The following is a 26,808-nucleotide window of genomic DNA, read 5'->3' as shown; positions in this document are numbered from 1 at the left end:
TCATGTTTAAAGACAATAAGCGGCTAGCAGCTGCCGATACATTAATCGGCCAAGGCACGTTAAGCGAGGGCAAGATGATTTGCGAAACCAGCCTGCGTATCGAAGGGGAGCACCGGGGGGACATTGAATGCAACGCGGATGTTATCATTGGAGAATGCGGTCTTGCCCGCTCTAATATTATGGCTCGTGATATCATCATTGCCGGGAAAGTGTTTGGCGATATTATCACAAAGGGCCGGCTTACCATTACCGCCTCCGGCATGTTGACAGGCGCCGTTACAGCTCATTCACTCATCATTCATGATGGGGGCAGTCTAAATGGAAGCTGCCAAATGGAGTCCTCATCAGACTCCAAAAATCGTTCGCTTATAGAAAACGATACCTCTAAGCCTCATGGCAAAGAATTAACAGGCAAGGAATCCAAAGAGAAATCACGACAGGCAGGATAACGTAAAAAAAAGCCGTCCTTTGCTTGTATTGCTTCAACGAGAAGCAGCACGGGCAGGACGGCTTTTTTCTTTAAATCCGGCTTTTACGAAGCGACGTCACGCTTACTAAAGATATACCAGGTTAAAACGATAAAGATCACATAATAAACACCGAGCACGCCAATGGAATACCCCATGGTCATGCCTTCCCTCATCGGGTTCCCGTCTAGATATTGGGTCAGGTTTAAATGAATGAACAGCAGGTAATCGATCCATTTATAATCCAGCATGGCAATTAATGCGATAAAGCTGTTAACGCCAAGCAAGAGAAACAATGCCATGCCGATAGCCAGACCGCTGCTGCGGAATATAGTCGAGAGCATGAAAGCCAGCGTTACTGTGACAACTAGTGAAATTAACGTTAAGCCGTAATACTTCAGCATGTATGAAAGAGCGTCTGATCCTTCTTCTCCTACAAAGGTCGGCTTAATATCGGGCGATGCATTTATGCCAAAACAAATCCAATTCACCAGGAGCGTGCTTCCGAAGAGCAGAATTGCAAGTAATAGCGCAAATATCATAATAGAAATATATTTGGACAATAATATTTTCGAACGTGACCAAGGTCGGATCAACAGCAATTTTATCGTTCCGCTTGTAAACTCCTCCGCTACTCCGCCGGCAGCAATAACGACCGTAAAAATCGTTACCAGCAAAAACAAGATGGATGATTCCATAAACGCGACATCCCACATCGATGTATCTCTTCCGCCGAAAATCAACCATAATATCGATATCGTTAGAACTAATACGATCAATATTCCGGTCATCACCCATGTGCGAGGACGACGGTAAATTTTCATATTCTCATTTTGAACAAGCGGCCAAAAATTACCCAATTCGTCCCCCTCCCGTCACTTCTAAGAATTGATCTTCGAGTGTTTTCACCTGCGCACGAATACCGTAAACTTTAACACCCGCTGTTACGAGCGAGGAATTAATATTAGCCGTGCCTTCCTTGTCAGCTTCAACGGCGATAGCATTCGTTCCTTCGGGCTCACCCAATATTTCGGCAGTAAGCAGAACATCCAGCGCGCTGCGCTGGTTATCTACTTCAATAACGACGCGATTGTTTATTTTCGCCGCATGCTCGCCCCGAATGGTTCTGACGTCGATTAGCTTTCCATTCTGAATAATGGCCACGCGGTCGCACATGAGCTCCATTTCAGACAATAAATGGCTTGATACGAATACAGCTATGCCTTCCTCTTTAGAAAGCATTCGCAAATAATCACGAAGCTCGCGAATACCCGCCGGATCTAATCCGTTTGTCGGTTCATCCAATATGAGAAGCTGCGGTTTATGTAAAATAGCTTGCGCAACGCCCAGCCGTTGGCGCATCCCGAGCGAGTAGGTTTTCACTTTATCGCGGATCCGTTCTTCAAGTCCAACCAGTTTCACCACTTCATGGACGCGATGCTCTGTAATCCCTGGAATCATACGCGCATAATGAATTAAGTTATCATAACCGCTCAAATATTTATACATCTCAGGATTTTCTACAATGGCTCCGACATGGCGGATGGCTTTTTCGTAATTTTTGGTAATGCTATATCCGCCAATGGTAATCTCACCATCCGTAAGCGACATTAGGCCAACCATCATACGAATCGTAGTTGTTTTGCCTGATCCGTTGGGGCCGAGAAAACCAAATACTTCTCCAAGCGATAAATCGAGCGTCAACCGATCAATTATCGTTCTTTTGCCGATTTTTTTTGTTACGTTTTGCAATTTAACAATGGGCTGCTCCATATCCGTGCTCCTCCTTCAAAAATCCAAATCTTATTCATTATAAACGATTCAGGAAACAATTGGAAGTTTGCATAAAAAAACACCTCCGCTCTACAGATGAACTGTAGGGCAGAGGCTCGTATTATCATTCGTTCGATAGGGCTGTATAACATGTTCGGCAACTTTCGCATCTGCACGAAGGAACATTTTATAGTCATAGTTACTGGTCTTACCCGCCGTTCCTACTATAGCATCCAGCCTATCCTGCTCCACGCTGCATGTTAAGCAATAACCCATTGGATGTACCACTCGGAAAAAACCTGTTCGGAACAAAATATCCGCTTCAGGATTAGAAAGCATCTCCCCGCAACTAACACAATAAAAACGGTCCTTTGAACATATCATCCGATAGATCGCTTCCTCTCTCTTTCGTAATGATTGTATCAACTTCTATATTAAATTAGTCAAGCTGCATTAAATAGCAGAAGTTCGATCATAACGTCGATTTGCAATCCATCTAGAAATTTTGGGCCAATACGGAATTTGAAGCACCGCCGCTTCAATCAAACGTGAGCGCCAGTGATTAGCATATAAGACTCTGCCATCCCTATGAACCGCCTTAAGCTTTCCTATAATATGAGAAAACGGAACCGGTAGCTCCGGTCGATCGCAAGTATCACCTCGGAATGTATAAATTGCTGGCTGCTGTTCATCATCCAAATCAATCATACGATATAGCAAAAGTTGTCCTTTTTTGTTTTCAAACAAGCACACATCGCCAATCTGCAGATCCTCTTCACGCACACGAACGAAAGTCGACACATTTCCATCCCTCAAAAATGGATACATTGCGTTACCGTAACATGTTACATCAATGAAGCCTCTACTAGCAATGACCTTCGCAATTATGACAGCCAGCTCATTCCGAACCACCATCTTCTAGTCTCCTATACCGTATTTATTTGACTAGTAATTTCATCCCAGGTGATTCCGAGTCTAATGACATCATCGTCCTTGATTTGCTCACCTGTTTGCACCTCTATTAGCTCCATATTATTTGTTGCGCGCAAACTATGCCTCGCTCGCTCCGGTATCGTAATCGTATCCCCCGGTGCAATGTGCCGGTACATTTCATCCAAAATAAGAACGCCTTCGCCGGATAGAACCGTCCAGGCCTTTCTTCGTTTAAAATGCATTTGATAGCTTGTATTTTGCCCTGCTGCAATAAAAACCCGTTTTGTAACGCTATGTAATCCTGATGCTAGAACTGCGGTTTCTATTACCCTCGAATGGCCCCACCGTCGTTCCTCATATTTAGGGCGCTCATTCATTGCCTGCAGCTTCGCATTTAGCACGGAATCAGCATTCTTGCTAGTAACAAGAATGCCATCTGGACTCGCGGCTACAATCACATTATTTAAACCGATTATCGAGATTGGAATATCCAGTTCATTAATAAACTGTGATTGCTCGCTATCGCTCGATACTTCTCCAATCCCCAGCCTGTCAAAAGCAATTTCCTCCGATAATGTTTTCCATGTCCCAAGATCCTTCCAGCCCCCATCGTAGCGAATAACGGACCGTGAGCTTGTTTTTTGCGTAATCTCAGCTTCAAAGCTTGCCTTTGGCATTTTATAATATTGTTTATATAACTCATCATAATGAATAGGTAAATTACGATTCATCAACAGTGTAATCATAAAATCTAACTGGAAAGCATAGATGCCGCTGTTCCATAACGCACCGTCTTTTATTAAGGATTGGGCCTCAGCCTCATAAGGCTTTTCCTTAAATGTTTTCACTGCTTGTTCATACATGCCCTCATCCTCACTATGACGGCATGCTTCCGAAATGATGTATCCGTACTGCTCCGATGGATAGCTTGGCCTAGTCCCCAGCATTAGCAGCTCCGAGCTGCTCTCTCTAATCAGCTTAGGGAGTCCTCTAATACATGAAAAGAATTCACTATCAACATATGCGTCTACTGGCATGACGATGACCGTTTCACTTAATGATACGCCTGCTATTGAATACAAATAAGCCGCAGCAAGCGCTACTGCCGGATAAGTGTCTCTTTGTTCGGGTTCAATAATGACTGGTGTTTTCGCTCCTAATTGTCTCTGCAGCATATCCAGCTGTTGACGACAGGTCGATATCCGTGCATGCTCCTGCAAATCGGCCTCATCCAGCTGTCGCCAAAGTCGTTGGAGCATCGACTCCATACCGCCTTGCGGTCCTTCCAAAACAGATAAATATTGCTTTGCACGATTACCATTCGATAAGGGCCATAATCTCTTTCCAGATCCGCCTGATAACAATATGATTTTCAAAGAATGTCCCCCTTCTAACAAGCCTCACTGATATATCGTTGTATTCCTAACCGCTGTAATGCATTCTCTTCGTATTCAATAATCGGCTGTATAAATAATGGATTTTTTGCTGCTGCGGCTGTCTCTCCAAGATCTCTTGATTCATAACGCCAATGATTAAAGAGCGAAGCGTATTGGAACATTCAAATAATACGCCGTGGGCAAATTGATTGTCCTGCTTCGAATTCCACACGATACGTCCTCTAACAATAATTTGCACATTTGAAATCGTCATCCGAAATTCTACGAAATAGTTATGCTGAACGGGCAAATGCAATCCTGATAAAAAGCATAAGCCATTTTGACTTAGATTAAGCAGAAGCACTGTTGTAGTTGATGGTGTTAACTGTTGACCGTCTTTACTGACCAGCCTAAGTTCTGCCTTTACGCCTTCTGTGAAGCGAAGCCTGATGTGGGCGCGCGATATATCGTTTGAATTCGTCGCCATGCTCCATTCCTCCATCATACCTAATTGCTAATTTGAGCCTTATTCCTAATGAATGATCTTTATTACATGCAAATCTTCCGGTTCCGTACTAAAATAGAAGTAATCGCTTTTTTAATACAGGAGGAATTTGATGAGTATCGGTAATCGGCTTGCAGCGCTGAGGGATGAGCGAAGATGGACCCAATTGCAAACTTCAACCGCGCTTGGTATCTCACGCGCAGCATTATCTCATTACGAGAAGAATCGAAGAGAACCCGATTCCGAGACATTATCGAAGTTCGCTGATTTATTTCAGGTTACCGTCGACTATCTGGTAGGAAGAACATTAATTCCCCAGCAAAAATTAACGAATGATGTACGGCAGTTCGTCGATCACCTCGAACTTTCTGATGATGAACTGCTAAATAAATACCATCTAACGATCGATGGAAGAACACTCACTGCCGAAGAAACGAAATGGTTTATTTCTCTGATACGGGCCGAACGATTAGAACATTAGCTTGATCAATACAGGAGCGCCATTTTGCTTCGGAAATCCCGATTTGCCTGAGTATGTCATCTATTTCGAGTACAATGACGCTTGAATGCTGGGCAGCCTCTTCATTCGTCATCTCTACTTCATCCTTCAACATAGGATTGGCCCCTAGTAAAATAATAGTAATGATAGAAATAATAACATCATTATACCCGAGTCGCCGGATGGAATATGTCGGTTAGTGGGCGCGTCTTTTTTCTAATTTAGTGGCATTTTGTCGAAAAATAAAAGGGACTGTCTTCTGAAGCAGCACATGCTACTTCAGGGACAGTCCCTTTATTCGATCATATTAATTTTATAGCTTGAATTATTATTTGCCGCCTGCTCTTGCAAGCTCTCTTTTGTTCGCTTCGAAGGCTGCAAGCAATGCTGCTTCGCCTACTAAACCGGTATCCTCGACCTTACGGATCTGTTCAAGCATACGTTTGTAGTCCTTCGGTATAACTTTAACAAATTTCGATAGCGATACATCCCAATCGTTTAATAGACGGGAACCGATCGCGCTCTCTGTATATTGAACATGCGATTCAATTAAACCGCGCAGCTCAGCAATATCCAGTGAATCCTCGAGACGCTCCAGCAATACCATCTCTAAATTGCAGTGGTTGTAGAAATCGCCATTCTCATCATAGATGTAAGCGACTCCGCCTGACATACCGGCTGCAAAGTTACGGCCCGTTTTTCCAAGAATAACGACGCGTCCGCCTGTCATGTATTCGCAGCCGTGATCGCCCACGCCTTCGACAACAACATTAGCTCCGCTATTCCGAACGGCAAAGCGTTCGCCTGCAGCACCGCGGATATAAGCCTGACCGCTAGTCGCACCATAAAGCGCAGTATTACCGATGATGACATTCTCTTCGGCTACAAACGTCGCTTTCGGAGAAGGAGCTACGATGATTTTACCGCCGGAAAGACCTTTTCCGACATAGTCATTCGAATCGCCTTCGATAGATAACGTAATACCTTTCGGTACGAATGCGCCAAAGCTTTGACCAGCCGTTCCAACAAAGTGATAAGAAATCGTATCTTCTGGCAATCCAACCGCACCGTATCGGCGAGTAACCTCACTGCCCAAAATCGTTCCGACTACACGGTTCGTATTCAGGATCGGGAAAGTGCCCCGTACACGCTCACCATTCTCAAGCGCTGGTTGCGCGAGAGGAACCAGCTTCTGCATATCAAGCGACAGCTCAAGGCCATGGTTTTGCTCTTGAATATTATAGCGTACTGCATCTTGAGGAAGATCCGCTTCATAGAGCAAGCCTGAAAGGTCGATGCCTTTTGCTTTGTAATGCTCGAGAAGCTGTTTCGTTTCAAGAATATCAACACGTCCAACCATTTCTTGGATGGTACGGAATCCTAGCTCTGCCATAATCTCACGAAGCTCTTCAGCAATGAAGCGCAGGTAGTTAACCACATGGCTCGGATCACCCATGAATTTCTTGCGAAGATCAGGGTTTTGTGTTGCAACGCCTACCGGGCAAGTATCCAGCTGGCAAACACGCATCATGATACAGCCAAGCACAATCAACGGAGCAGTCGAGAAGCCGTATTCTTCAGCGCCAAGCAGCACAGCAATCGCAACGTCGCGGCCATTCATCATTTTACCGTCTGTTTCAAGAACTACGCGGTCACGCAATTTGTTAAGCATGAGCGTTTGGTGAGTCTCGGCAAGACCAAGCTCCCATGGCAGACCCGCATGACGGATGGAGCCCATTGGTGAAGCGCCCGTACCTCCATCATAGCCGCTTACCATGATCACATCTGCGCGGCCTTTCGCTACACCAGTTGCGATCGTTCCTACGCCAACTCCGGATACCAGCTTCACGTTGATGCGGGCGCGCGGATTAGCATTTTTCAAATCATGAACAAGCTCCGCCAAATCCTCGATTGAGTAAATATCGTGATGCGGCGGCGGCGAGATGAGACCTACGCCCGGCGTAGAGCCACGAACCTCTGCTACCCAAGGATATACTTTAAGACCAGGTAATTGACCGCCTTCACCGGGCTTAGCGCCTTGAGCCATTTTAATTTGTATCTCGTCTGCATTTACCAAGTAGTTACTCGTTACGCCGAAACGACCCGATGCAACCTGTTTAATCGCACTGCGTCTGGAATCACCGTTCGCATCAGGAATGAAACGAGCAGGATCCTCTCCGCCTTCGCCTGTGTTCGATTTGCCGCCTAGACGATTCATCGCAATAGCCAGGCTCTCATGCGCTTCTTTACTGATCGATCCAAACGACATCGCACCGGTCTTGAAGCGTTTCACGATGGATTCAAGTGATTCAACTTCTTCGATCGGAATCGCTTGACGTCCTTCCTTGAATTGAAGCAAGGAACGAAGCGTTAGATGTTTCTTGTCTTCACCCTGTACGAGTGCCGAAAACTTTTTGTAAAGCTTGTAGTCATTTGCACGGGAAGCCATTTGCAGCGTATGAATCGTCTGCGGAGTGAATAAATGGTCTTCGCCGTCTTTGCGCCATTGGTAATCGCCGCCGGAGTCAAGCTCCTTCTCGCCGCCCTCTTGCTCAGCAAATGCACGGTTATGGTGCTTCAACGTTTCTTCCGCGATCACGTCAAGGCCGATACCGCCGATGCGGGAAGGCGTCCATGTGAAGTACTCGTTAATGACATCCTCTTTCAAGCCGAGCGCTTCGAAAATTTGCGCGCCGCGGTAAGATTGAATCGTCGAAATTCCCATTTTAGACAATATTTTAATAACGCCTTTGGTGGCTGCTTTAATAAAGTTTTTCACTGCTTTGTCATGCGATACGCTGCGAAGCATGCCTTGACGGATCATATCGTCAAGCGTTTCGAAAGCAAGATAAGGGTTAACTGCATTTACGCCGTAACCAAGCAGCAAGGCAAAGTGATGCACCTCGCGCGGTTCACCCGACTCAAGTAGGATAGCTACTTTCGTGCGTGTGCCTTGACGAATAAGGTGATGATGCAATGCCGAAACCGCAAGTAAGGCTGGAATTGCAGCATTATCCTTATCGACGCCGCGGTCGGATAGAATAAGCAGGTTATGACCCTTCGCAATGACACGGTCAGCCGCTTCACACATTTGTGTAAGAGCACCGCGCAAGCCCGCTTCTCCTTCATTCGCAGGGAAGAAGATCGGAAGCGTTATGGAACGAAAGCCTGGACGGCGAACATGGCGCAGCTTTGCGAATTGCTCATTCGATAAAATTGGCGTATCCAATTTAATATGACGGCAGCTTTCAGGCTCAGGGTTCAAGAGATTGCGCTCAGGACCAATGGTCGTGCCTGTCGCAGTAATGATTTCCTCACGGATTGCATCAATCGGAGGATTCGTAACTTGAGCAAACAGTTGCTTAAAGTAATTGTACAAACGCTGAGGGCGCTCAGACAATACCGCAAGCGGTGCGTCGTAGCCCATCGAGGCGATCGGCTCCGCGCCGCTGCCAGCCATTGGCTCCAGCACTTTGCGAACATCCTCGAAAGTATAGCCAAAAGCTTGTTGTCTCATTTGAACCGTAGCATGGTTTGGTTCTGGCAGCTCAGGCGCTTCCGGCAGATCTTCCAAATCAACAAGATGCTCATTGAGCCACTCGCGGTAAGGATGCTCCGTCTCGATTTCCGCTTTTACTTCCTCATCGGAGATGATGCGGCCTTTCTCTGTATCGACAAGCAGCATGCGTCCCGGACGCAAGCGGTCTTTGTACAAGATATCTTCTGGCGGAATTTCAACGGTACCTGCTTCTGAACCGAGAATAATATGATCGTCTTTCGTTACATAGTAACGTGCCGGACGTAGTCCATTACGATCAAGCACCGCACCGATTTTCACGCCGTCCGTAAAGCCAAGCGCAGCCGGTCCGTCCCAAGGCTCCATCAATGTACTGTGGTATTCATAAAAAGCTTTGCGCTCATCACTCATGTTCTCATGATTGGACCAAGGCTCTGGCACCATCATCATTGCAGCATGTGCCATGGAGCGGCCAGACAAGAATAGGAACTCGAGCGTATTGTCAAACATCGCCGTATCAGAGCCGTCAGGGTTAATGACGGGCTTGATTTTCTCGATATCGTCACCGAACAACTCTGTTGCAAACAAAGTTTGACGAGCATGCATCCAGTTCACATTACCGCGAAGCGTGTTAATCTCGCCGTTGTGGATCATGTAGTGGAATGGATGCGCACGTTCCCAGCTTGGGAAAGTATTCGTACTGAAACGAGAGTGAACAAGCGCCATTGCCGATACAACCGACTCATCGTTCAGCTCGGTGTAGAACGAGCGAACTTGCTCAGTCGTAAGCATTCCTTTGTAAACAATCTTTCTCGAGGATAAGCTCGAGAAGTAAAACATATTGCCGCCTTCTTTGCCGGCATAACGAATCGCAAGCTCAGAACGCTTACGAATCACGTATAATTTACGTTCAAATGCCATATTGTCTTTCAAGCTATCATTCATGCCGATAAAAAGCTGACGGACATAAGGCTTAACAGCTAATGCGGATTCACCCAGCTTCTTGTCATCCGTTGGAACCGTACGCCAACCGATTACCGATTGGTTCTCTTCTTGAACAATCGATTCCACTTCATGCTCAATAGCGACGCGGGCAGCTTCATCCTGCGGCATGAAAATCATACCTACGGCATAATGTCCTTCAACAGGCAGTACAATTTCTTGCTTCTTTAATTCAGCTGCAAAAAATGCATGCGGAATTTGAAGCAAAATACCTGCTCCATCTCCGGTATTCGGTTCGCTGCCTTGACCGCCGCGATGCTCCATATTCTCGAGCAGCATCAGCGCTTGGCGGATAACCTTGTGTGATTTTATTCCCTTGATGTTAGCCACAAAGCCCATGCCGCAAGCATCTTTCTCGAATTGCGGATCATAGAGCCCCTGCTTCGGCGGCAATCCCAAAATATGTTCTTTCATTGTGTGCAACCTTTCTATGAGAAGATTTTTGGGTAAGCGTGAACGTGTTGAAAATAAGCACCGATGAATACGCATTACGCTTCATTTTTGGCTTGTTTTATCATAGAATGGTAGTCAGCGAGGCGCATCGGCCTGCTCCTTGCCATTCGTAAGCTAAACGGCTGCAGCTCTGCCAAAGAGCGCTTCCGTCTAATTGACCATATACCGGGCCTATACCGCGACATTGCGATTATTATATTATTTTAACATTAGGCCATAGCGGAATCAATTTAATATTTTCATAATTATTTGCACTATTTTACTACAACCGCAATCGCTGAATACTGTCCTCTTGCTGAGCTGTCCCCGTTTTAACGCGAAATATAAGCATAGCACAGTTCACTGCTTATATTTTCTTATATTTTATCAGAAGGAAGTGTAGATGTTGTATAGCAAGTTAAGGAAAGTATCATTCCGCGTATTGGCGTCCGTTATCATCTCGAGCTTGATGGTAAACGCCTTTACTTCCTTTCTTCCCTCAACCCGTTCCTCAAGCATCCACGCTGCATCACAAACAAGCAAAGCAACTGACACCAAGACCTATCATATCGTTGCGATTGGGGATTCCGTAACCGCCGGCTACGAGCATGGGTTTACCGAGCATGCGGTCCCTTACGGCTTCGTAGAGCATGTTTACGAGCAGGCACTCTTCCATGGACTCCGTTCAGACTATTTAAACTACGGCTTGCTTGGGCTCCGGACAGCAGGCCTTAAGCGCTGGATGGATGCCGTAGTCAATGGAGTTACTGTAAAAAGCTCAGATATTCAGAGCAGCCTTCCAGATCCGCGCGCAGACCGAATATTCGCCGAATCAAAGCTGCTTCGATCCGCTTTAGGCAATGCTGACCTCATTCTTATGACAATCGGCGGCAACGATATGTATGCCGTGCTGGAGAAGCTCGAGGAAGGCGCTGGCCAAGCTGAAGCGACAGCTGTACTGAACAAAGCTCTGGACATTTACGAAACAGAGCTTGAGGCATCGCTTCGGTTGATCTTAAGCCTGCAGCCGAAGGCTAAGATTGTTGTAGCTGATCAATATTTGCCTATTCCAAAGCCCGTAAGGATCGGCGCATTCGTTTTTCCATTATACCCTGAGGCTGACCGTTTGTTTCTTGAGGAAAGCGTTAAAAAGCAGCGTGAGCGGCTTAACGAAATTGTCGGTCGACTGACGAAAGAAGGCGAGCAAGTGAAAATAGCAAATGCGGCGTCTGCTTTTATCGATAATGAGTTAGCCTACACATCGATTGCCGATGGGGACATACATCCTAGCAAGGCTGGCTATGCGGCAATGGGGAAAGCTTTTGCAAAGGCCATTTGGGGAGATTATCGCGCGGTAAAACCAAAAGAAGACGGGGAACTCGTTTCAATTGTCCTTAATGGCAAAGAAATGATTAGCACAAATAAACCGCTTCTTGTCCAAAATCGAACCTATGTACCGCTCCGCAGCATCGCGGAGGCCATGGGCGCAACGATATTATGGAACGCAGCCTCACGGACCGCTACGGTTAAGCTTGAGAACAGTACCGTTGATATTACCGTAGGCTCAGACATTGTTCGTGTTAATGGCGACCCCAAACCGCTGCTTGCACCGCCTGCCTTCGTTCATACGGCCGGCAAGGCGAGAATCCTGTATGTTCCGCTTTCCGCTTTGTCCGAAGGCTTGCAGTTCCAGGTCGTCTTTCGTGAAACTTTAAAAACGGTCTTCATTAATAAATAAAAAAGGTTACTTGTATTCCTTCAAAAGCTGCTGCATTTGTTCATGTCCTTTGGCCGACCAACGGTGTAATCGGTCCAAAGCCGCAATCTCTGCTTCTGCAGCAGCCCTTAGCGACACGCCGTACTCTGGAATTGTCCCTGAATACGGCTTCACATCGCGGAGCAAAACAGTTGTTTTCTCCGTATAGCTAAGCGCGCGTCTTTCGTGGAACATAGGGACGTCCGGATTGTAAGGATTATGAAGATCGCCTTGCTCCGGATGCTTTAGTACAGCCAAAATCTTGACTAGGGCGCGAGATCCGTTTATTTCGATAAGCTCCCCGACATAATGTCCGGAGCGCACCTCGGCTTTAACGTTATCCCCTATTTTAAAATTTTGATCGTTCTGATTTATCGGTTCCATTAATATCATCCTCACTTATTATTTTATTATCACTTGTAAAATATATGTAAATATAGTTGACTCTAGGGATACATATTATAATTATACGCGCTACTTCCTTTAAGGATAAATTATCCTAAGCGCTATTCGCAACCCTGATGGATAAAACTTGTATTACTCGCACTTGCATCGTAATATGGAATTAGAAAAGTAGGTGGAATGAATGCGTAAGAAAAGAGTGCTTCTGCTCTCTGAAGGCTTTGGCTCCGGTCATACTCAAGCTGCCTATGCGCTCGCTGTCGGACTAAAGCAGTTAAGTCCGGGGATTCAGACCCGCGTCATCGAGCTTGGAAAATTTCTTAATCCGGTGCTTGGTCCATGGATTATATCTGCATATCGCAAAACAGTAAGCAAACAGCCTAAGATGGTCGGTCTTATGTACCGCAGCAACTATAAAAAATCATTTAATCGCCTTACTCAGCTTGCGCTTCATCGCATGTTTTATACCCAAACGTCACAGGTCATCTACCAGTTGAAACCGGATTTGATTATTTGTACGCATCCGGGTCCGAATGCGGTTGTGGCAAGACTTAAGCGTTTAGGGCTGGACATGCCGCTGTACACGCTTATAACAGATTACGATGCACATGGCTCTTGGGTAAACAAGGAGGTCAACCGATACCTTGTTTCCTCTTCTCTCGTGAAAGACCGGCTTATCGAGAAGGGCATCGTGGAAGATCGAATCGAAGTGACGGGTATCCCCGTACATCCGAATTTCTGGCATACATACGATAAAGAGGAAATACGAGAGCAGTATCAATTAAAAAACATGCCGACCGTACTCATCATGGGCGGCGGCTGGGGAATTATGTATGAGGATAATGCCCTCGAATACATGACGAAATGGCGGGAAAGCACTCAGCTCATCTACTGCGTGGGCTCGAATGAAAAGATGAAGGAAAAGATGCTTTCTGATCCGCTATTTCAGCATCCGAACATCCACATTTTGGGCTTCACCCGGGAAGTGAACAAGCTGATGGATGTGTCCGATCTGCTCATAACGAAGCCTGGTGGAATGACCTGTACGGAGGGCATGAGCAAAGGAATTCCAATGCTGTTTTATGAACCAATCCCCGGTCAAGAGGAAGAGAACTGCGAATATTTCATTAGCAACGGTTTTGGCGAAATGCTCGACTCGAACGATACCGTCGATCGATGGTTCTCGCTCATTCACGAGCCTTACGCCTCTGGTCAATTCAGGGACGGTCTGCTATCCAAACGAAATCAACAATATGACCCCATGAATTGTCCGAACGCCGTCCTGCGACTAATGCAGTGACGGCTTTCTTTTTTAAACGGGATCGAAGCATAAATTGTGTACCCTTATCCAAATAGTATAACTGATGAAGGGAGCTGTTTAGTATGAGTTCACTAATGACAGACGGTAAAACAATTATTTTGAGGATTGAAATCGATACGAATATCGCGCAGTTTGGACGTGCGGCTACAGCCATTGAGCAAGCCAAGGGCGACATCATCGCGATTGACGTCATACATACAGACAAAAACAAAAGCTTGCGCGACTTAACGGTCAAAATTGCAGAGCATGGCGCAGCCGAACGGCTCACGGCGGCACTGAAATCATTACCTGGCATTCGTTTAGTCCATATTTCCGACCGCACCTTTCTGCTTCATTTGGGTGGGAAAATTACGATTCAGCCCAAAACCCCTATCCAGAACCGTGACGACTTATCCCGGGTTTATACGCCAGATGTCGCCAGGGTTTGCCAGGCTATTTTTGATGAACCGTCAAAAGCATATACGCTTACGATAAAAAGAAACATGGTGGCCGTCGTATCCGACGGGAGCGCCGTGCTTGGTCTAGGAAATATCGGGCCCTATGCTGCAATGCCTGTCATGGAAGGGAAAGCGATGCTGTTCAAGCAATTTGCTGACGTTGACGCATTCCCGATTTGTCTCGACACGCAGGACACGGAAGCCATCATCGCCACCATAAAAAACCTGGCTCCTGCCTTCGGAGGCATTAATCTTGAAGATATATCTGCACCGCGCTGTTTCGAGATTGAACAAAGGCTTCGGAAGGAGCTCGATATTCCCGTCTTTCACGACGATCAGCACGGCACAGCCGTTGTCCTATATGCTGGTTTGCTTAATGCTCTTAAACTGACAGGCCGCACCTTGAGTGAGACTCGCATCGTGATCTGCGGTATCGGAGCGGCAGGAACGGCCTGTACGAAAATGCTGCTTGCAGGTGGCGCCCAGCATATTGTCGGCGTAGACCGCGAAGGTATTTTGACCGCCGACCGCGAGTATGACAACCCCATGTGGCAGTGGTACGCAGAGAATACGAACGCTCAACGGAAAAGCGGCGGGCTGGCTGAAGCATTAAACGGAGCGGATGTGTTTATAGGCGTATCGGCTGGCGGAATATTGACGCGGGCCCATATCGAAACGATGGCCAAGGATCCTATCGTATTCGCAATGGCTAACCCTGAGCCGGAAATAAGACCAGAGCTGGCTGAGGACATCGTTGCGGTGTTCGCAACCGGCCGTTCGGATTACCCGAATCAAATCAATAACGTGCTTTGCTTTCCTGGCATTTTCCGAGGCGCTCTCGACAGCCGGGCTGCTACCATTAATGAAGAGATGAAGCTCGCAGCCGCAGAGGCCATTGCCTCAGTGATTAGCGATGAAGAGCTGAGCCCTATGTACATCGTGCCTAGCGTCTTTAACACCCGTGTTGTAGAAGAGGTTCGCCGCCGTGTTATCCAGGCCGCGCAGCAAAGCGGTGTCTCTCGCCGTCAAATTCGGGAATAGCCGCTGTAAATGTCGTGAAGCACACGCCGCTAAAATATGGGTATCCCCCGTATTTTAGCGGCGTTTTTTCGGCTTGCAATAAAACTAAACTAGGCCATCACTCCTAAAGGCGTCTGCGACTATTGGACTTTGAGCATAAAACGGCTCGAAAATTGCTTAGCCGCACAGTTATAAAAAAGTGCTTGAAACCTGTGAGCGGGCATACACGTATTCGTTCTTATGTGCCGGACTTGGATAACATGCGCTTCTATCTCTGAACCATACAATAAACTTAGCTAAAAACACATGACAACTATCATCTTCTTAACCGTATTAAATATGCTATAATTAAAATATCAAGCGCTAAAGCGCTTTTACAACAAACTGCAGCATATATTAGCAAATAAGGGAATTTCCACACGGTATCTCGTTAAGCAGGCTTTATGTGCAGGTTAGTTGACGGAAAGGGAGCCTGGTAATGTTTCAAGCTGTAGTCAAATTTTTAGAAGATTTCGGGCCTCTGGGATTATTTATTCATGCATTTTTAGACGCAGTTATCTTTCCCATTCCCGCGTTTTTCCTTCAAGTTTCATTAAGCTTACTCAATCCAACTACAGCAATATGGCTGGCTACCGTCGGTTATGTCGGCTGTCTCTTAGGTACACCCGTCGGGTATTATCTGGGAAAGGTCATGGGCAAATCCGTCCTCTATAAATTTCTGAAAAAAGAATGGATCGACGCTGCCACGGAAAAGTTTCAGAAAAATGGCGAAACAGCCATTCTTATCGGTTCATTCACACCTATACCATTTAAAGTCTTTACGATATTGTCAGGGTGCTTAAACTTCCCGTTATGGAGATTGATCGGTTACGCGGCAATTGGGCGGGGATTGAAGTTCTATATTGTCGGGTTGCTGTTCTACTTCTATGGCCGTGCCGCAGAAAGCATGGTAAAGGATGTTTCTTTATATATTTTCATAGGAGCCGTTCCCATCGTTGTTGTGTATCTTATTATCCGCAAAAAACGCAATAAGAAAAAAGCGCTGCAGGAAAAACAAACGGAGTCAAAGTTATCCGATTCCGTAAAACAAGCAGAAAGTACTGCCATACAAATTGATTCATAAATGAAACAGAACTCCTATAATAAAAACCGGTCTGGGTTTCTCCCTGACCGGTTTTTTTTGAATTACAACGCGCTTCCGCCAAATACGATACGGTATTCCCATGCAGTGCCTGCTATATTGCTGATTGTAACACCGCCTCCTTCGTTAGAGAAAGTGTGCAATACTTTCCCGTCGCCCAAATAGATACCGTCATGTGTGATCGTCGCCGATGACTTGTCGATTCCCATATAAGAAGAAGGCTTTGAGCCTTTGTATGACATGAAGAATACCAGATCGCCGCGCTCGAGCTCTTTCCAATTCGTCTTTATCGGCCCTTTATCCTTTACATACTGCGCCTGCTGACGCGAATCAGCGGGCAGCTTCACGCCAAGCCCGTCAAGGAAGGATTGCCTAACGAAGTCAGAGCAATCAAAGGTTGTTGTTGTGTTACGGCTTGAACCGTACTCATACGGCGTACCCAAATACTTCATACCCGCTGCAATCATTTTCTCGACTGCTTCAGCCTTCGTTCCTTCCGGTTTAGTTATCGTGTTGTCTCCTCCGCTGCCGCCGGTATTTCCTGAGCCGCTATCAGGAATAGTACCCGTGACGCTTAGATATGAGGCTTGCGTACTCACATAGCCCCGAACACCGCTGCTGTCCTTTACCTCATACCAATAGCTGTTTGTTTTCGCAAGAATGGTAACCTTCTCGCCTATTTTTAAATACCGAATCCGCTCTCCCGAAGTAGAAGCCGTTTTTCGGAAAGAAACGGATGCCTTGACAACTGCATTGCCGGATTGTTCAGGTGCCGGGCTTGTCAGCTCTATATATTGAGAAGAGGTGGATATGTATCCTGTTTTACCCGAGGAATCTTTAACTTTATACCAATATGAATTGACTTTTTCAATAATCGTTACTTGTTCGCCTTTCTTTAAGCTGCGAATGATTGAAGCTGAAGTAGACGGTGAGGTGCGCATATTGACACTGGATTGTACCTCGCCTGCTTGAGCTGCCAGTGCAGCCGGGACAGAAATCGAGCTAAACAATAATGCGGCCGTTAACGTTGCCGTTGCTATCCTTTGTTTCATAGTGTAGTGCACTCTGCACGCCTCCCTTGGTGTTTAAACCGTGTAGGTGTAACGGTTTCTGCTCTCATTGTAAATTCGTTTGGGAGAGACAAGTATCGTCCAATCTGCCTATTTACCAATACCTTGAAATGAGTTGAAAGACATATAAACTCACTGTAAAATAATGCAAAAAAGGCATTTCCATTTAGGAAATGCCTTTACGCCTATTGTCTATATGATTTACTACGATGTTTCTAAGATTATTTAAGTATTCCCTCACATGATTGGGTCTTTAGCTCCAAACAACAAAACGGGACTTTATATTCACCAAAAATTCACACGAATTCCATTGGTAACAATTACCGATTGTTTTCAATGCTTTCAGTCGTAATGATTTCAATATTTTCAACGAGCTCATGAGGTTCAACATGAACATGAACACTCATTATATTGTGCTTCCGGCCCATTAGATGTTCAATCTCGTCGCTGATGCGGTGACTTTCAATAAGCGTCAGTTCGGGATCAACCTGAACAATCACATCCACAAGCACATGGCTTCCATGAACTCTGGCCTTAATATCCTTTATTGTTTTAACACCTTTTGTTTTGGCAATTGTCGTGCGCAGCGAGGATAGCTCGTTTTCATCGAAACCATCCGTTAACGCATGTGTAGAGCTATAGAAGATCTCCCACGCCGTTTTACAAATAATTGCCCCTACTGCAAGCGCAGCAACAGGATCCAGCCACGGAAGCCCAAACTGAGCACCTATAATACCAATTGCCGCGCCGATACTGACAAGCGCATCCGATAAATTATCTTTAGCGGCAGCCAGCAAGGCTTGATTGTTAATGCGAAGAGCCAGCTTCTTATTATAAATATAAACGCCGCCCATACAAACTGCCGCGAACAATGCGATCCATGCCGAGGTTAAATTCGGTATATGATGATCCGAAGCAAACAATGATTTTACTGCGCTGATCAGAACTTGAATGCCCACCGTCGCCATAATGAAGGAAGCAATAAGCGCAGCTATCGTCTCCGCGCGGAAATGGCCATAAGGATGATCCTTATCCGGCGGTTTTTGCGAGATGCGCAAGCCAATCAATACGGCTGCCGATGCGACGATATCCGTCAAGTTGTTAAAGCCGTCTGCAACGAGAGCCCCCGACACAAACCAGTAGCCAGCACCGAGCTTCAGCGCAGATAACGCCAAGTAGGCGCCGATACTAACCCAGGCACCCTTCTCGCCCTGTTTAATCTCATCATACTGATTCAGTTTCAATACCCTCCCAAGCGTAAAAGCGTATGTATTTTCAAGCTCTCGTAACCTATGGGTATCATACCCGAACGACCCCGTGTGGGTCTAGAGAAACAGTGTTTACCAGGTGCGTACTTTTATGCATTGACGCAACAATTCACTGCGCCGCTCAAGCTTGGGCATACAAAATAAAACGCTCTAGACAAAGGTCTAGAGCGTTCATAGGTCCAAGGCTATGCTAAGAAAAATATTTCATTCATTCGCTTAATTGGCTCAGCTTCTTGGAAATCAAAGGAGCCCTGCACCATTTTCGACGTAATGGCATTCCAACGCCCGCAAGCCTCGCTGCCTGCAATGTAGGCAAATGCCGCCTCAACATCATCGCATTCGAAGCAATAGAAAAACTGGTTACCATTTTGAAAAATGGAATAGTTGCGGATACCCGCCTTGCTGTGCTCCTCCATAATTTCCTGCCACGGCTTACCGTGCATGCGGACATACTCATCAAGACATTCCTCTTTAATCGTCCAAGTCCATGCAAATTTATTGCTGCCAGTCATTTTAGAAAACCACCTTTCATGCCGCTTCTTATTGCATGATTATAGCATAAGCGTGTACTTTTTTGGTTAATATTACCGAGTCTAAGCGGGGAACCCCGTTCACAAAAAAAACAGCCGGATACCTATCCGACTGTTCATTCTTATCTCTGTTAGTTGATTTCATAAATTTTATAAATCTCATCAAGCATTAGATTTGCAGCTATTACACCGCCAGCTGTATTCCAAATCGCATCGCTGACTCTAATCGCTTTATTGTTCTTCACGACTTGAAGGCTTTGCCATAGCGGGTCCTTCAGCATTTCTTCTTCCATTTCCGTTCCTTTGCCGTCACCGGTCTCGTAAGTGAAGTAGAAAAGCATATCCGCGTCGACTTCAGGAAGGCGTTCCTTCGTAATTTCTTCAACAAAGGTATCTTTGTACTTCTGACTAACCGGACGAGTAATGCCTAGCTTCGAGAAAGCAATACCCGTAAAGGTATCTTCTAAGTAAATCCGGGTTTTTCCTGCCATAAAACGAACGACCGAAACCTTTTGGTTCAGCTTATCGCCTGCTTTGCTTTTAAAGTCGGCAGCACGGCTGTCATAGTCAGCAATGACTTTGTCACCTTCCGTCTTTTTGCCAATAGCGTCCGCGTACAATTTGAAGTTAGACTGCCATGCACCGCGCAGCGTTTCAGAAAAGACGGTAGGCGCGATAGCATTTAGCTGATCGTATACTTTTTCTTGGCGCAATTTATTACCGATAATAAGATCTGGCTTAAGGCTCGCGATTAGCTCCATGTTCGGCTGACTCTCTTCACCTACTACAGTTACGCCTTCCATATCCGCTTTTATATGCTCGTACCACGGCTCTCCTGTCCATGATTTTACGGCACCAACCGGCTTAACGCCAAGTGCAAGAAGAGCTTCCGTTCCTTCATTCGTCAAGACGACAATACGCTCAGGCGTTCCTTCAATTTTGGCCTCGCCCATTGCATGTGTGATGACTCTTGCTTCCGCCGTGTTCGACGCTCCCGCTTCATTTGTTGCAGCAGCATTTTCATTGCTATTGTTTGACCCGGATTGACCGCATCCCGATACGACTACGGCTAGCGCAAGCAATACCGTGGTTGCTGTCCAAGTTAATTTCTTCTTTAATAAATGATACATTGTGTTTTCTCTCCCTTGTGTTGAAAATCATTCTCATTGTTATCCCAAACGAAACTATACCAGCGACTCAAGAGAATGTCAACAATTATTGATAATGATTTTCAACATCATTGACAGTGTTAAAGCGATCCCCTAAAATGTTGTAGTAGTAATCCTATTATTCGACGATACTTTAGCGTTAGCACATGTAACAATTTAAGAAATATTTCATCATTCTTGCAACTGAGGAAAGAGGACATTATGGATACATTATTACATACTCGTGCTCAAAGAACGGCAGGGCTTATCGTGGGACTGCTTCTCTTTGCCGCGGGTATCGTTTGCAGCATCGCTTTCGGAGTGACCAATATCAGCTGGCGGACCATCTTGGCTTCGTATCGGGCATTCGATGGCTCGCAGGAGCATCTTATTATTCAGACAGCGAGGATGCCGCGTGCGCTTATCGCTGCCGCAGCAGGGGCAGGCCTGGCTGTTGCCGGATCGCTAATGCAAGGCATAACACGAAATCAGCTGGCTTCACCCAGTCTATTCGGCATTAATGCAGGAGCTGCCTTTTTCATTGTAATCGGCTCGGCTTTTTTCGGAGCTAGCGGTTTAACGACATATGCGACACTTGCCTTCATCGGCGCTGCTTTTACAGCGGCCCTTGTCTATACGTTGGGATCCATCGGCAATGACGGCTTGACACCGCTTAAGGTTACGCTTGCAGGAGCAGCATTAACCGCGTTCTTTTCTTCCCTTTCATTAGGTGTTCTGCTTACGAGCGGACAAACTTTCGATCAGGTGCTATATTGGTTTGTTGGTTCGGTCGCCGGTCGGGATTTGCATATATTCACAGCTGCTGCTCCCTATATGGGGATCGCCTTGATCGGTGCCTTCATCCTTGCCAGACATATGAATGTGCTTACGCTTGGAGAAGACGTAGCCGTCGGGCTTGGGCAAAAAACAGTCTATATTAAACTAGCCGCGGGAATCGTTATCGTTTTACTTGCGGGAGGCTCGGTATCTATGGCCGGTCCAATTGCTTTCGTAGGCATTATCATTCCTCACCTGATGCACTATTTGGTCGGCATCGACTATCGCTGGGTTATTCCTTATTGCGCAGTGTATGGCAGCGTTCTGCTGCTGGCAGCCGATATCGGATCACGGTATATTTCATTTCCGAAGGAAGTTCCAGTTGGGATTATGACGGCTATCATTGGCGTTCCTTTCTTCGTCTTTATCGCCAGAAGAGGAGGCCGTGCCTAATATGAATAAATGGATTACCATTAGAGGCCGCAGACATTCATTTCAAGTAGACCGCCGCACCGTCATGATGGTTATTTTATTATTTCTCGCTAATTTGGCCGCGGTCATCATTTGCGTAGGACTTGGGAGCAAAACGATCAGCCCTTTTACTGTAATACGCGCGTTTTTTGGGAGCGCGGATTCTTCTGATTCGATGATTATCTTCTCGCTTCGAATGCCGCGGGTCTTGATTGCCGTAATGGTAGGCTCGGCTCTCGCCGTATCCGGCGCTTTGCTTCAGGGTATCGTACGCAACCCGCTGACCTCTCCGGACATCATTGGCATAACAGGAGGAGCTTCATTAGGCACTGTCATATTCATCTTGTACTTCTCGCATATCAGCATTCGCTTCATGCCGCTGAGCGCTATTCTAGGCGCATTCGGCGCCGCGTTCCTTATCTATTTGTTTGCTTACCGCAAAGGCATCACGCCGCTTCGGCTCGTGCTAATCGGCATCGGTATGGCTACTGCGTTAACAGCCTTTACTTATATGCTCATCTTAACGTCATCCTTTACACCTACTGCCGTCGCCGTCAAAGCCTTCACGTTTATGACAGGCAGCATATACGGCGTCTCCTGGGAAAGAGATGTGAAAGCCTTGCTTCCTTGGATTATCGTGCTTTTTCCAATTGCACTTATTTATGCCCGGCATCTTAATGTGCAGGAGCTTGGTGACGAGGTTGCTACGAGCGTCGGCAGTTCCGTGCAGGTTAAACGGACCATTTTACTCATCATCAGCGTAGCGCTTGCAGGGGCAGCGGTTTCCATCGGAGGTGCAATCAATTTTATCGGCCTAATGGCTCCGCATATTGCACGCAAGCTTGTTGGCCCCTCCTACGGAGGCGTTATCCCGGTTTCTGCTCTCATTGGCTCTCTCGTGTTATTATTATCTGATCTTGTGGCAAGAGTAGCCTTTATTCCGCTCGATATTCCCGCCGGCGTATTTACAGCGGCGATCGGAGCACCCTTTTTTATCTATTTGCTTTATCGTCACCGCAACGGGTCGTAACTGTCGCTGGGGCATTCACTTAAAATAAATTTGAAAACAGAAGGAGTGCTTCTCGTGTCCTCCATTCAAGCGAAAAACCTTACTTTGTCTTACGGACAAAAGGAGATTTTCAATCATCTAGATTTACTTATTCCTTCGGGAAAAATTACGGTGTTCATTGGCAGTAACGGCTGCGGCAAATCGACGCTGCTTCGTTCCCTTGCGCGCCTCTTAAAACCGCAGGAAGGCTCTATTTTGCTTGACGGCACTGAAATTGCCAAGCTCTCGAGCAAGGAAATCGCTAGACGGCTCGCCATCCTGCCGCAGGGCCCTATCGCTCCTGAGGGGTTAACCGTCCATCAGCTTGTGAAGCAAGGACGCTATCCTTACCAAAGCTGGCTTCAGCAATGGTCGCACGAGGATGAGAAGATGGTGAAAAAGGCGCTTGCGGTAACGCATATGGACGAGCTGTCCTCCCGTTCGGTGGACTCGCTCTCCGGCGGTCAGCGCCAGCGTGCTTGGATCGCGATGACCCTGGCGCAAAATACACCCACCATTTTGCTGGATGAGCCTACAACGTATCTCGACATGGCACATCAGATTGAAATACTTGATTTGTTGTTCGAATTAAACGAGCAAGAGAAACGCACAATCGTAATGGTGCTGCATGATATTAATCTCGCTTGCCGTTACGCGGATCATATCGTTGCCGTAAAAGACGGCCGCATTCACGCGCAAGGAAGTCCGGAGGCAATCATGAATGAACAGCTTATCCGTGACGTCTTCGATATGGAATGCCAAATTACAGCTGACCCGATCTTCGGTACGCCGCTCTGCATACCATACGGAAAGGGCAGAAAGCTGCCGATTGCTAAAGAAATCATGTATTCGTGAATTCCTGCGGTCTCATTCCAACAAGCGTAAACGGCTGTCGCCGTCCTCTGTGGCAAAAGCTGACGTTTCGCGGTGATATATAAGCACATTTATAAGTGAAAACTTATAAATTCTTATATATTAAGAAAGAGCCTGTCTCATAACGGAGCAGGCTCTTTCTTTGTTTTCCTTATACGCTTGACCGGGTATGCTAGGAAACAACCTTATAAATCCTTCCCTCATGCGCCCTTAACTCCATGCTTCGCTTCTCACAGCTCCAGCTGTCAGCTGTCTGCTCATAGGTGCCCAGCACCAGCTCAAGCTCCAAGTGAATCAAATCATTGCCGAAATACGTCTCCGAAAAAGTAAACGTACTCGACTCGTTGCTGTGGTTCAACAGCACAATCCATTCCGATCCCTCATATTCGCGTACATAAACATAAAGATGAGGATCTTCTCCGCTGATATCAGTGAAATCTCCATAGACCATAACCGGATTGCTTTTACGCAGTGCTGTAAGTTTTCTGTAAAACGACAAGACGGAATTCGGATCACTTTCCGCCTGCTGTACATTGATTTCCGTATAATTCGGATTAATCTTAATCCAAGGCTCCTCACTGCCAAAGCCTGCATTTGGACCGTCATTCCACTGCATCGGAGTTCTGGAGTTATCCCGACTAAGGGGCTGCAAAGCGCGGAACACCGCTGCCGGATCTCCTCCTTTGCCGATCTCTTCGACATATTTATTAAGCATAGCGATATCCTTGTAATCACCGATCGTATCATACCTTACGCCAGTCATTCCGATCTCTTCTCCCTGATAGATATAGGGGATACCCGGGAGCGTATGTATCATCATGCCAAGCAGCTTAGCTGATTCCACCCGGTACTCTTGATCATTGCCAAAGCGCGATACCTGCCTCGTATGATCATGGTTGTTCAGAAATTGTGAGCCAAATCCGCGGCCTGCCAGCGCTTCTGCCCACAATCGTTGAATTCGCTTGAAACGCAGCATATCCCACTCCGGCATTTCATCGGCAACCTCGAAATGGAACAGTGTATTCAGCTCTTGACGCTCCTCATCAACGAACAAGGGGCCTGTCTCTGGCGTAGCGAAGGCAATTTCACCGACGGTCATCATATCATAGTGCCTAAAAACCTCATGGTTCATCTCTTGTAAATATTCATGAAGTCCAGGATTATGCATCAAATATCGAATATCGCGGGGGTTCTCCACATCCGTCAACAGCTTCGGCTTTGCCAGCAGTGCCAGGGCATCAAGCCGTAGGCCGTCCACTCCCTTATCAAGCCAGAAGCGCAGCATTTTGTATAATTCATACCGCATCTCTTTATTCGCCCAATTCAGATCAGGCTGCTCGATCGCGAAGGAATGCATATAATATTGCCCTGTTGCCTTATCCAACTCCCAGCTTGACGGATTGAAATAGGAGCGCCAATTCGTTGGCGGTTCGCCGTCCTTTCCATCCTGCCAAATATACCAATCTCTCTTCGGATTGCTGGCCGATGAGCGCGATTCCATAAACCACGGATGGCGATCCGAGGTATGGTTTACGACGACATCCATCATCAGCTTCATCCCACGCGCATGGGTCTGCGCCACCAATAAATCAAAGTCCTCCATTGTGCCGGCCTTATTCATTACCGCATAATAATCGGATACGTCGTAGCCGTTATCCTTATCCGGCGATTCATTAAACGGATTAATCCATACCATCGTTACACCGAGCGATTGAATATAATCCAGCTTCTCAATCACGCCTTTTAGATCACCGATTCCGTCCCCATCCGTATCTCGAAAGCTCCGCCAATAAACCTGATATACGACCGATTCCTTCCACCAAGCCGGCTTTACCTCCATGTCGCTCTCTCCTTTACTCGTCGAACATCTTTTGTCTATACGGTAATGGCGCATGCCCGGACACCGGTCCAAGCGCTGCGCCATTCGTTTCCTGCGATATAATCTTACTCTAGCCCTTGATCGAACCGCCTAACATGCCTCGAACAAAATATCTTTGCAATCCGAAAAATACGGCAAAAGGCATCAGCATCGATACGAATGCGGCAGCTGTAAGCAGATGCCAATCGTTCCCTCTCGAACCGACCATATTCGCGATGTTCATGGACAAAACTTGTACCTCCGGCTGGCTGCCGAGGAAAATAAGCGATACCAAGTAATCATTCCATACCCATAAAAACTGAAAGATGCTGATCGAAGCAAGCGCTGGAACGGACAGCGGCAAAATCAGCTTGCTAAAGATCGTAAAGTTCGTTGCCCCGTCCATAAACGCCGATTCAAACAAATCCTTCGGGAGCTGGCTGATTGAAGTGTACATAAAATAAGTAATCAGAGGCAACCCAAATGCGGTATGCGCGAGCCATATGCCAAAATAAGTCCCATTAAGACCTAGCGACGTATAGTCACGCAAAATCGGAATAAGCGCCACCTGCAGCGGAACAACCAGCAAAGCAATGACGATAACAAACAGCGTCTTCCTGCCCGGGAAGCGAAGCCATGCAAAAGCATAAGCGGCAAAGGAAGCAATAAAGATCGGAATAACGGTCGCTGGAACGGTAACTGCAATCGTATTCCAGAAGGAACGCGACATCCCGCTGCCCTTCTCTGTTTTTGTCGTGCCGTCCGGCATCGTGATGGAGTAGGTTTTCCCTCCAAGCACCGTCTCGTAGTTCTGAGTCGTAAAACGGGAAATGACCGTCCACTGCTTATCTTGGACATTCAAGAGCCGAGCTCGCCGGTTCTCCCAAATCAGCCGCTCTCCGCCAACCTCTACACCTGCTCGCAGCTGATCATCCGAATAGGTAACATCGTTCACCTTAATCGGCTCGCGAAGATCGGTATCTTTGGGCAGCTGAATTTGCTCAGAGGTTTGCCAATCACGATGCGGTAAAATATTCCACCAGCCCGTTGACAAAATGTCAGCGGCAGGCCTGAACGAAGAAACGAGCAGACCGAGCGTCGGGATCGTCCAGATGAGACAGATGATGGCGAGCACCGTATTCACGAGCCATTTGGACTTGCGAATTTTTTTGTTCTTGCTCATC

The 26,808-nt window shown here is 46.6% G+C and carries 23 protein-coding genes; 9 read left to right on the top strand and 14 right to left on the bottom strand.

Features of this window, described 5'->3' with window-relative positions:
- Window positions 1-2 precede the first annotated feature (2 nt).
- A complete protein-coding gene (locus tag RCO25_RS00730) occupies window positions 3-449 on the top strand; it encodes a bactofilin family protein (RefSeq protein ID WP_308994241.1) in 447 nt (148 codons plus the stop codon).
- Window positions 450-532: 83 nt separating this feature from the next.
- On the opposite strand, the gene RCO25_RS00725 is transcribed toward RCO25_RS00730, so the two are convergent.
- The 5 genes from RCO25_RS00725 to RCO25_RS00705 form a co-directional block, all read right to left on the bottom strand.
- On the bottom strand, window positions 533-1,327 hold the full coding sequence (locus tag RCO25_RS00725; RefSeq protein WP_308994240.1) for an ABC transporter permease: 795 nt from the start codon (window positions 1,325-1,327) through the stop codon (window positions 533-535).
- A complete protein-coding gene (locus tag RCO25_RS00720; RefSeq protein ID WP_308994239.1) occupies window positions 1,320-2,240 on the bottom strand; it encodes an ABC transporter ATP-binding protein in 921 nt (306 codons plus the stop codon). Before RCO25_RS00720 ends, RCO25_RS00725 begins: the two co-directional genes overlap by 8 nt.
- Before the next feature lie 453 nt (window positions 2,241-2,693).
- Entirely contained in the window at window positions 2,694-3,155 is a 462-nt protein-coding gene (locus RCO25_RS00715) for a S24/S26 family peptidase (protein ID WP_308994238.1), read from the bottom strand.
- 11 nt (window positions 3,156-3,166) lie between these two features.
- On the bottom strand, window positions 3,167-4,549 hold the full coding sequence (locus tag RCO25_RS00710) for a sugar phosphate nucleotidyltransferase (protein WP_308994237.1): 1,383 nt from the start codon (window positions 4,547-4,549) through the stop codon (window positions 3,167-3,169).
- Window positions 4,550-4,595: 46 nt separating this feature from the next.
- Window positions 4,596-5,036, bottom strand: coding sequence for a PilZ domain-containing protein (locus RCO25_RS00705; protein WP_308994236.1), 441 nt, complete (start codon window positions 5,034-5,036; stop codon window positions 4,596-4,598).
- A gap of 130 nt (window positions 5,037-5,166) precedes the next feature.
- On the opposite strand from RCO25_RS00705, the gene RCO25_RS00700 reads away from it, so the two are divergent.
- A complete protein-coding gene (locus tag RCO25_RS00700) occupies window positions 5,167-5,535 on the top strand; it encodes a helix-turn-helix domain-containing protein (RefSeq protein ID WP_308994235.1) in 369 nt (122 codons plus the stop codon).
- Here RCO25_RS00700 and RCO25_RS00695 read toward each other — a convergent pair.
- Both RCO25_RS00695 and gltB read right to left on the bottom strand, forming a co-directional pair.
- Entirely contained in the window at window positions 5,498-5,668 is a 171-nt protein-coding gene (locus RCO25_RS00695) for a hypothetical protein (RefSeq protein WP_308994234.1), read from the bottom strand. The two genes, RCO25_RS00700 and RCO25_RS00695, sit on opposite strands and share 38 nt — an antisense overlap.
- A gap of 213 nt (window positions 5,669-5,881) precedes the next feature.
- Window positions 5,882-10,486 carry a glutamate synthase large subunit gene (gene gltB, locus RCO25_RS00690; RefSeq protein ID WP_308994233.1) on the bottom strand — a complete coding sequence of 1,535 codons (4,605 nt, stop codon included), beginning with the start codon at window positions 10,484-10,486 and terminating at the stop codon, window positions 5,882-5,884.
- A 421-nt stretch (window positions 10,487-10,907) separates the two neighbouring features.
- On the opposite strand from gltB, the gene RCO25_RS00685 reads away from it, so the two are divergent.
- Window positions 10,908-12,242, top strand: coding sequence for a stalk domain-containing protein (locus RCO25_RS00685; RefSeq protein ID WP_308994232.1), 1,335 nt, complete (start codon window positions 10,908-10,910; stop codon window positions 12,240-12,242).
- Between the two features lie 6 nt (window positions 12,243-12,248).
- Here RCO25_RS00685 and kapB read toward each other — a convergent pair whose 3' ends face one another.
- Window positions 12,249-12,644 carry a sporulation phosphorelay system protein KapB gene (gene kapB, locus RCO25_RS00680; protein WP_308994231.1) on the bottom strand — a complete coding sequence of 132 codons (396 nt, stop codon included), beginning with the start codon at window positions 12,642-12,644 and terminating at the stop codon, window positions 12,249-12,251.
- A gap of 202 nt (window positions 12,645-12,846) precedes the next feature.
- On the opposite strand from kapB, the gene RCO25_RS00675 reads away from it, so the two are divergent.
- From RCO25_RS00675 to RCO25_RS00665, 3 genes are all read left to right on the top strand, one after another.
- The gene (locus RCO25_RS00675) at window positions 12,847-13,962 is read left to right on the top strand and encodes an MGDG synthase family glycosyltransferase (RefSeq protein WP_308994230.1); all 1,116 of its coding nucleotides are present in this window, start codon (window positions 12,847-12,849) and stop codon (window positions 13,960-13,962) included.
- Window positions 13,963-14,045: 83 nt separating this feature from the next.
- The gene (locus RCO25_RS00670) at window positions 14,046-15,461 is read left to right on the top strand and encodes an NAD-dependent malic enzyme (RefSeq protein WP_308994229.1); all 1,416 of its coding nucleotides are present in this window, start codon (window positions 14,046-14,048) and stop codon (window positions 15,459-15,461) included.
- Between the two features lie 457 nt (window positions 15,462-15,918).
- A complete protein-coding gene (locus tag RCO25_RS00665) occupies window positions 15,919-16,563 on the top strand; it encodes a YqaA family protein (RefSeq protein ID WP_308994228.1) in 645 nt (214 codons plus the stop codon).
- A 62-nt stretch (window positions 16,564-16,625) separates the two neighbouring features.
- On the opposite strand, the gene RCO25_RS00660 is transcribed toward RCO25_RS00665, so the two are convergent.
- The 4 genes from RCO25_RS00660 to RCO25_RS00645 all read right to left on the bottom strand — a co-directional run bounded on the left by RCO25_RS00660 (window position 16,626) and on the right by RCO25_RS00645 (window position 20,579).
- On the bottom strand, window positions 16,626-17,645 hold the full coding sequence (locus tag RCO25_RS00660; protein WP_308994227.1) for a C40 family peptidase: 1,020 nt from the start codon (window positions 17,643-17,645) through the stop codon (window positions 16,626-16,628).
- Window positions 17,646-17,971: 326 nt separating this feature from the next.
- Complete coding sequence (locus RCO25_RS00655; protein ID WP_308994463.1) at window positions 17,972-18,889, bottom strand: cation diffusion facilitator family transporter; 918 nt, start codon at window positions 18,887-18,889, stop codon at window positions 17,972-17,974.
- Between the two features lie 215 nt (window positions 18,890-19,104).
- Window positions 19,105-19,431 carry an L-rhamnose mutarotase gene (locus tag RCO25_RS00650; RefSeq protein WP_308994226.1) on the bottom strand — a complete coding sequence of 109 codons (327 nt, stop codon included), beginning with the start codon at window positions 19,429-19,431 and terminating at the stop codon, window positions 19,105-19,107.
- A gap of 149 nt (window positions 19,432-19,580) precedes the next feature.
- Entirely contained in the window at window positions 19,581-20,579 is a 999-nt protein-coding gene (locus RCO25_RS00645; protein WP_308994225.1) for an ABC transporter substrate-binding protein, read from the bottom strand.
- 240 nt (window positions 20,580-20,819) lie between these two features.
- On the opposite strand from RCO25_RS00645, the gene RCO25_RS00640 reads away from it, so the two are divergent.
- The 3 genes from RCO25_RS00640 to RCO25_RS00630 are packed head-to-tail and all read left to right on the top strand — an operon-like array spanning window position 20,820 to window position 23,748.
- On the top strand, window positions 20,820-21,827 hold the full coding sequence (locus RCO25_RS00640) for a FecCD family ABC transporter permease (protein WP_308994224.1): 1,008 nt from the start codon (window positions 20,820-20,822) through the stop codon (window positions 21,825-21,827).
- Window position 21,828: 1 nt separating this feature from the next.
- A complete protein-coding gene (locus tag RCO25_RS00635; RefSeq protein ID WP_308994223.1) occupies window positions 21,829-22,875 on the top strand; it encodes a FecCD family ABC transporter permease in 1,047 nt (348 codons plus the stop codon).
- 54 nt (window positions 22,876-22,929) lie between these two features.
- Window positions 22,930-23,748 carry an ABC transporter ATP-binding protein gene (locus RCO25_RS00630; protein ID WP_308994222.1) on the top strand — a complete coding sequence of 273 codons (819 nt, stop codon included), beginning with the start codon at window positions 22,930-22,932 and terminating at the stop codon, window positions 23,746-23,748.
- A gap of 190 nt (window positions 23,749-23,938) precedes the next feature.
- Here RCO25_RS00630 and RCO25_RS00625 read toward each other — a convergent pair whose 3' ends face one another.
- Window positions 23,939-25,606 (bottom strand): glycoside hydrolase family 13 protein, encoded by a 1,668-nt coding sequence (locus tag RCO25_RS00625; protein ID WP_308994221.1) that lies wholly within the window; start codon window positions 25,604-25,606, stop codon window positions 23,939-23,941.
- A gap of 109 nt (window positions 25,607-25,715) precedes the next feature.
- Entirely contained in the window at window positions 25,716-26,807 is a 1,092-nt protein-coding gene (locus RCO25_RS00620; protein WP_308994220.1) for a carbohydrate ABC transporter permease, read from the bottom strand.
- Window position 26,808: the final 1 nt, after the last annotated feature.

This window comes from Paenibacillus sp. LHD-38, from assembly GCF_031157315.1.
Taxonomy (GTDB): Bacteria; Bacillota; Bacilli; order Paenibacillales; family Paenibacillaceae; genus Pristimantibacillus.
This window is presented reverse-complemented; position numbering and strand designations above follow the sequence as displayed.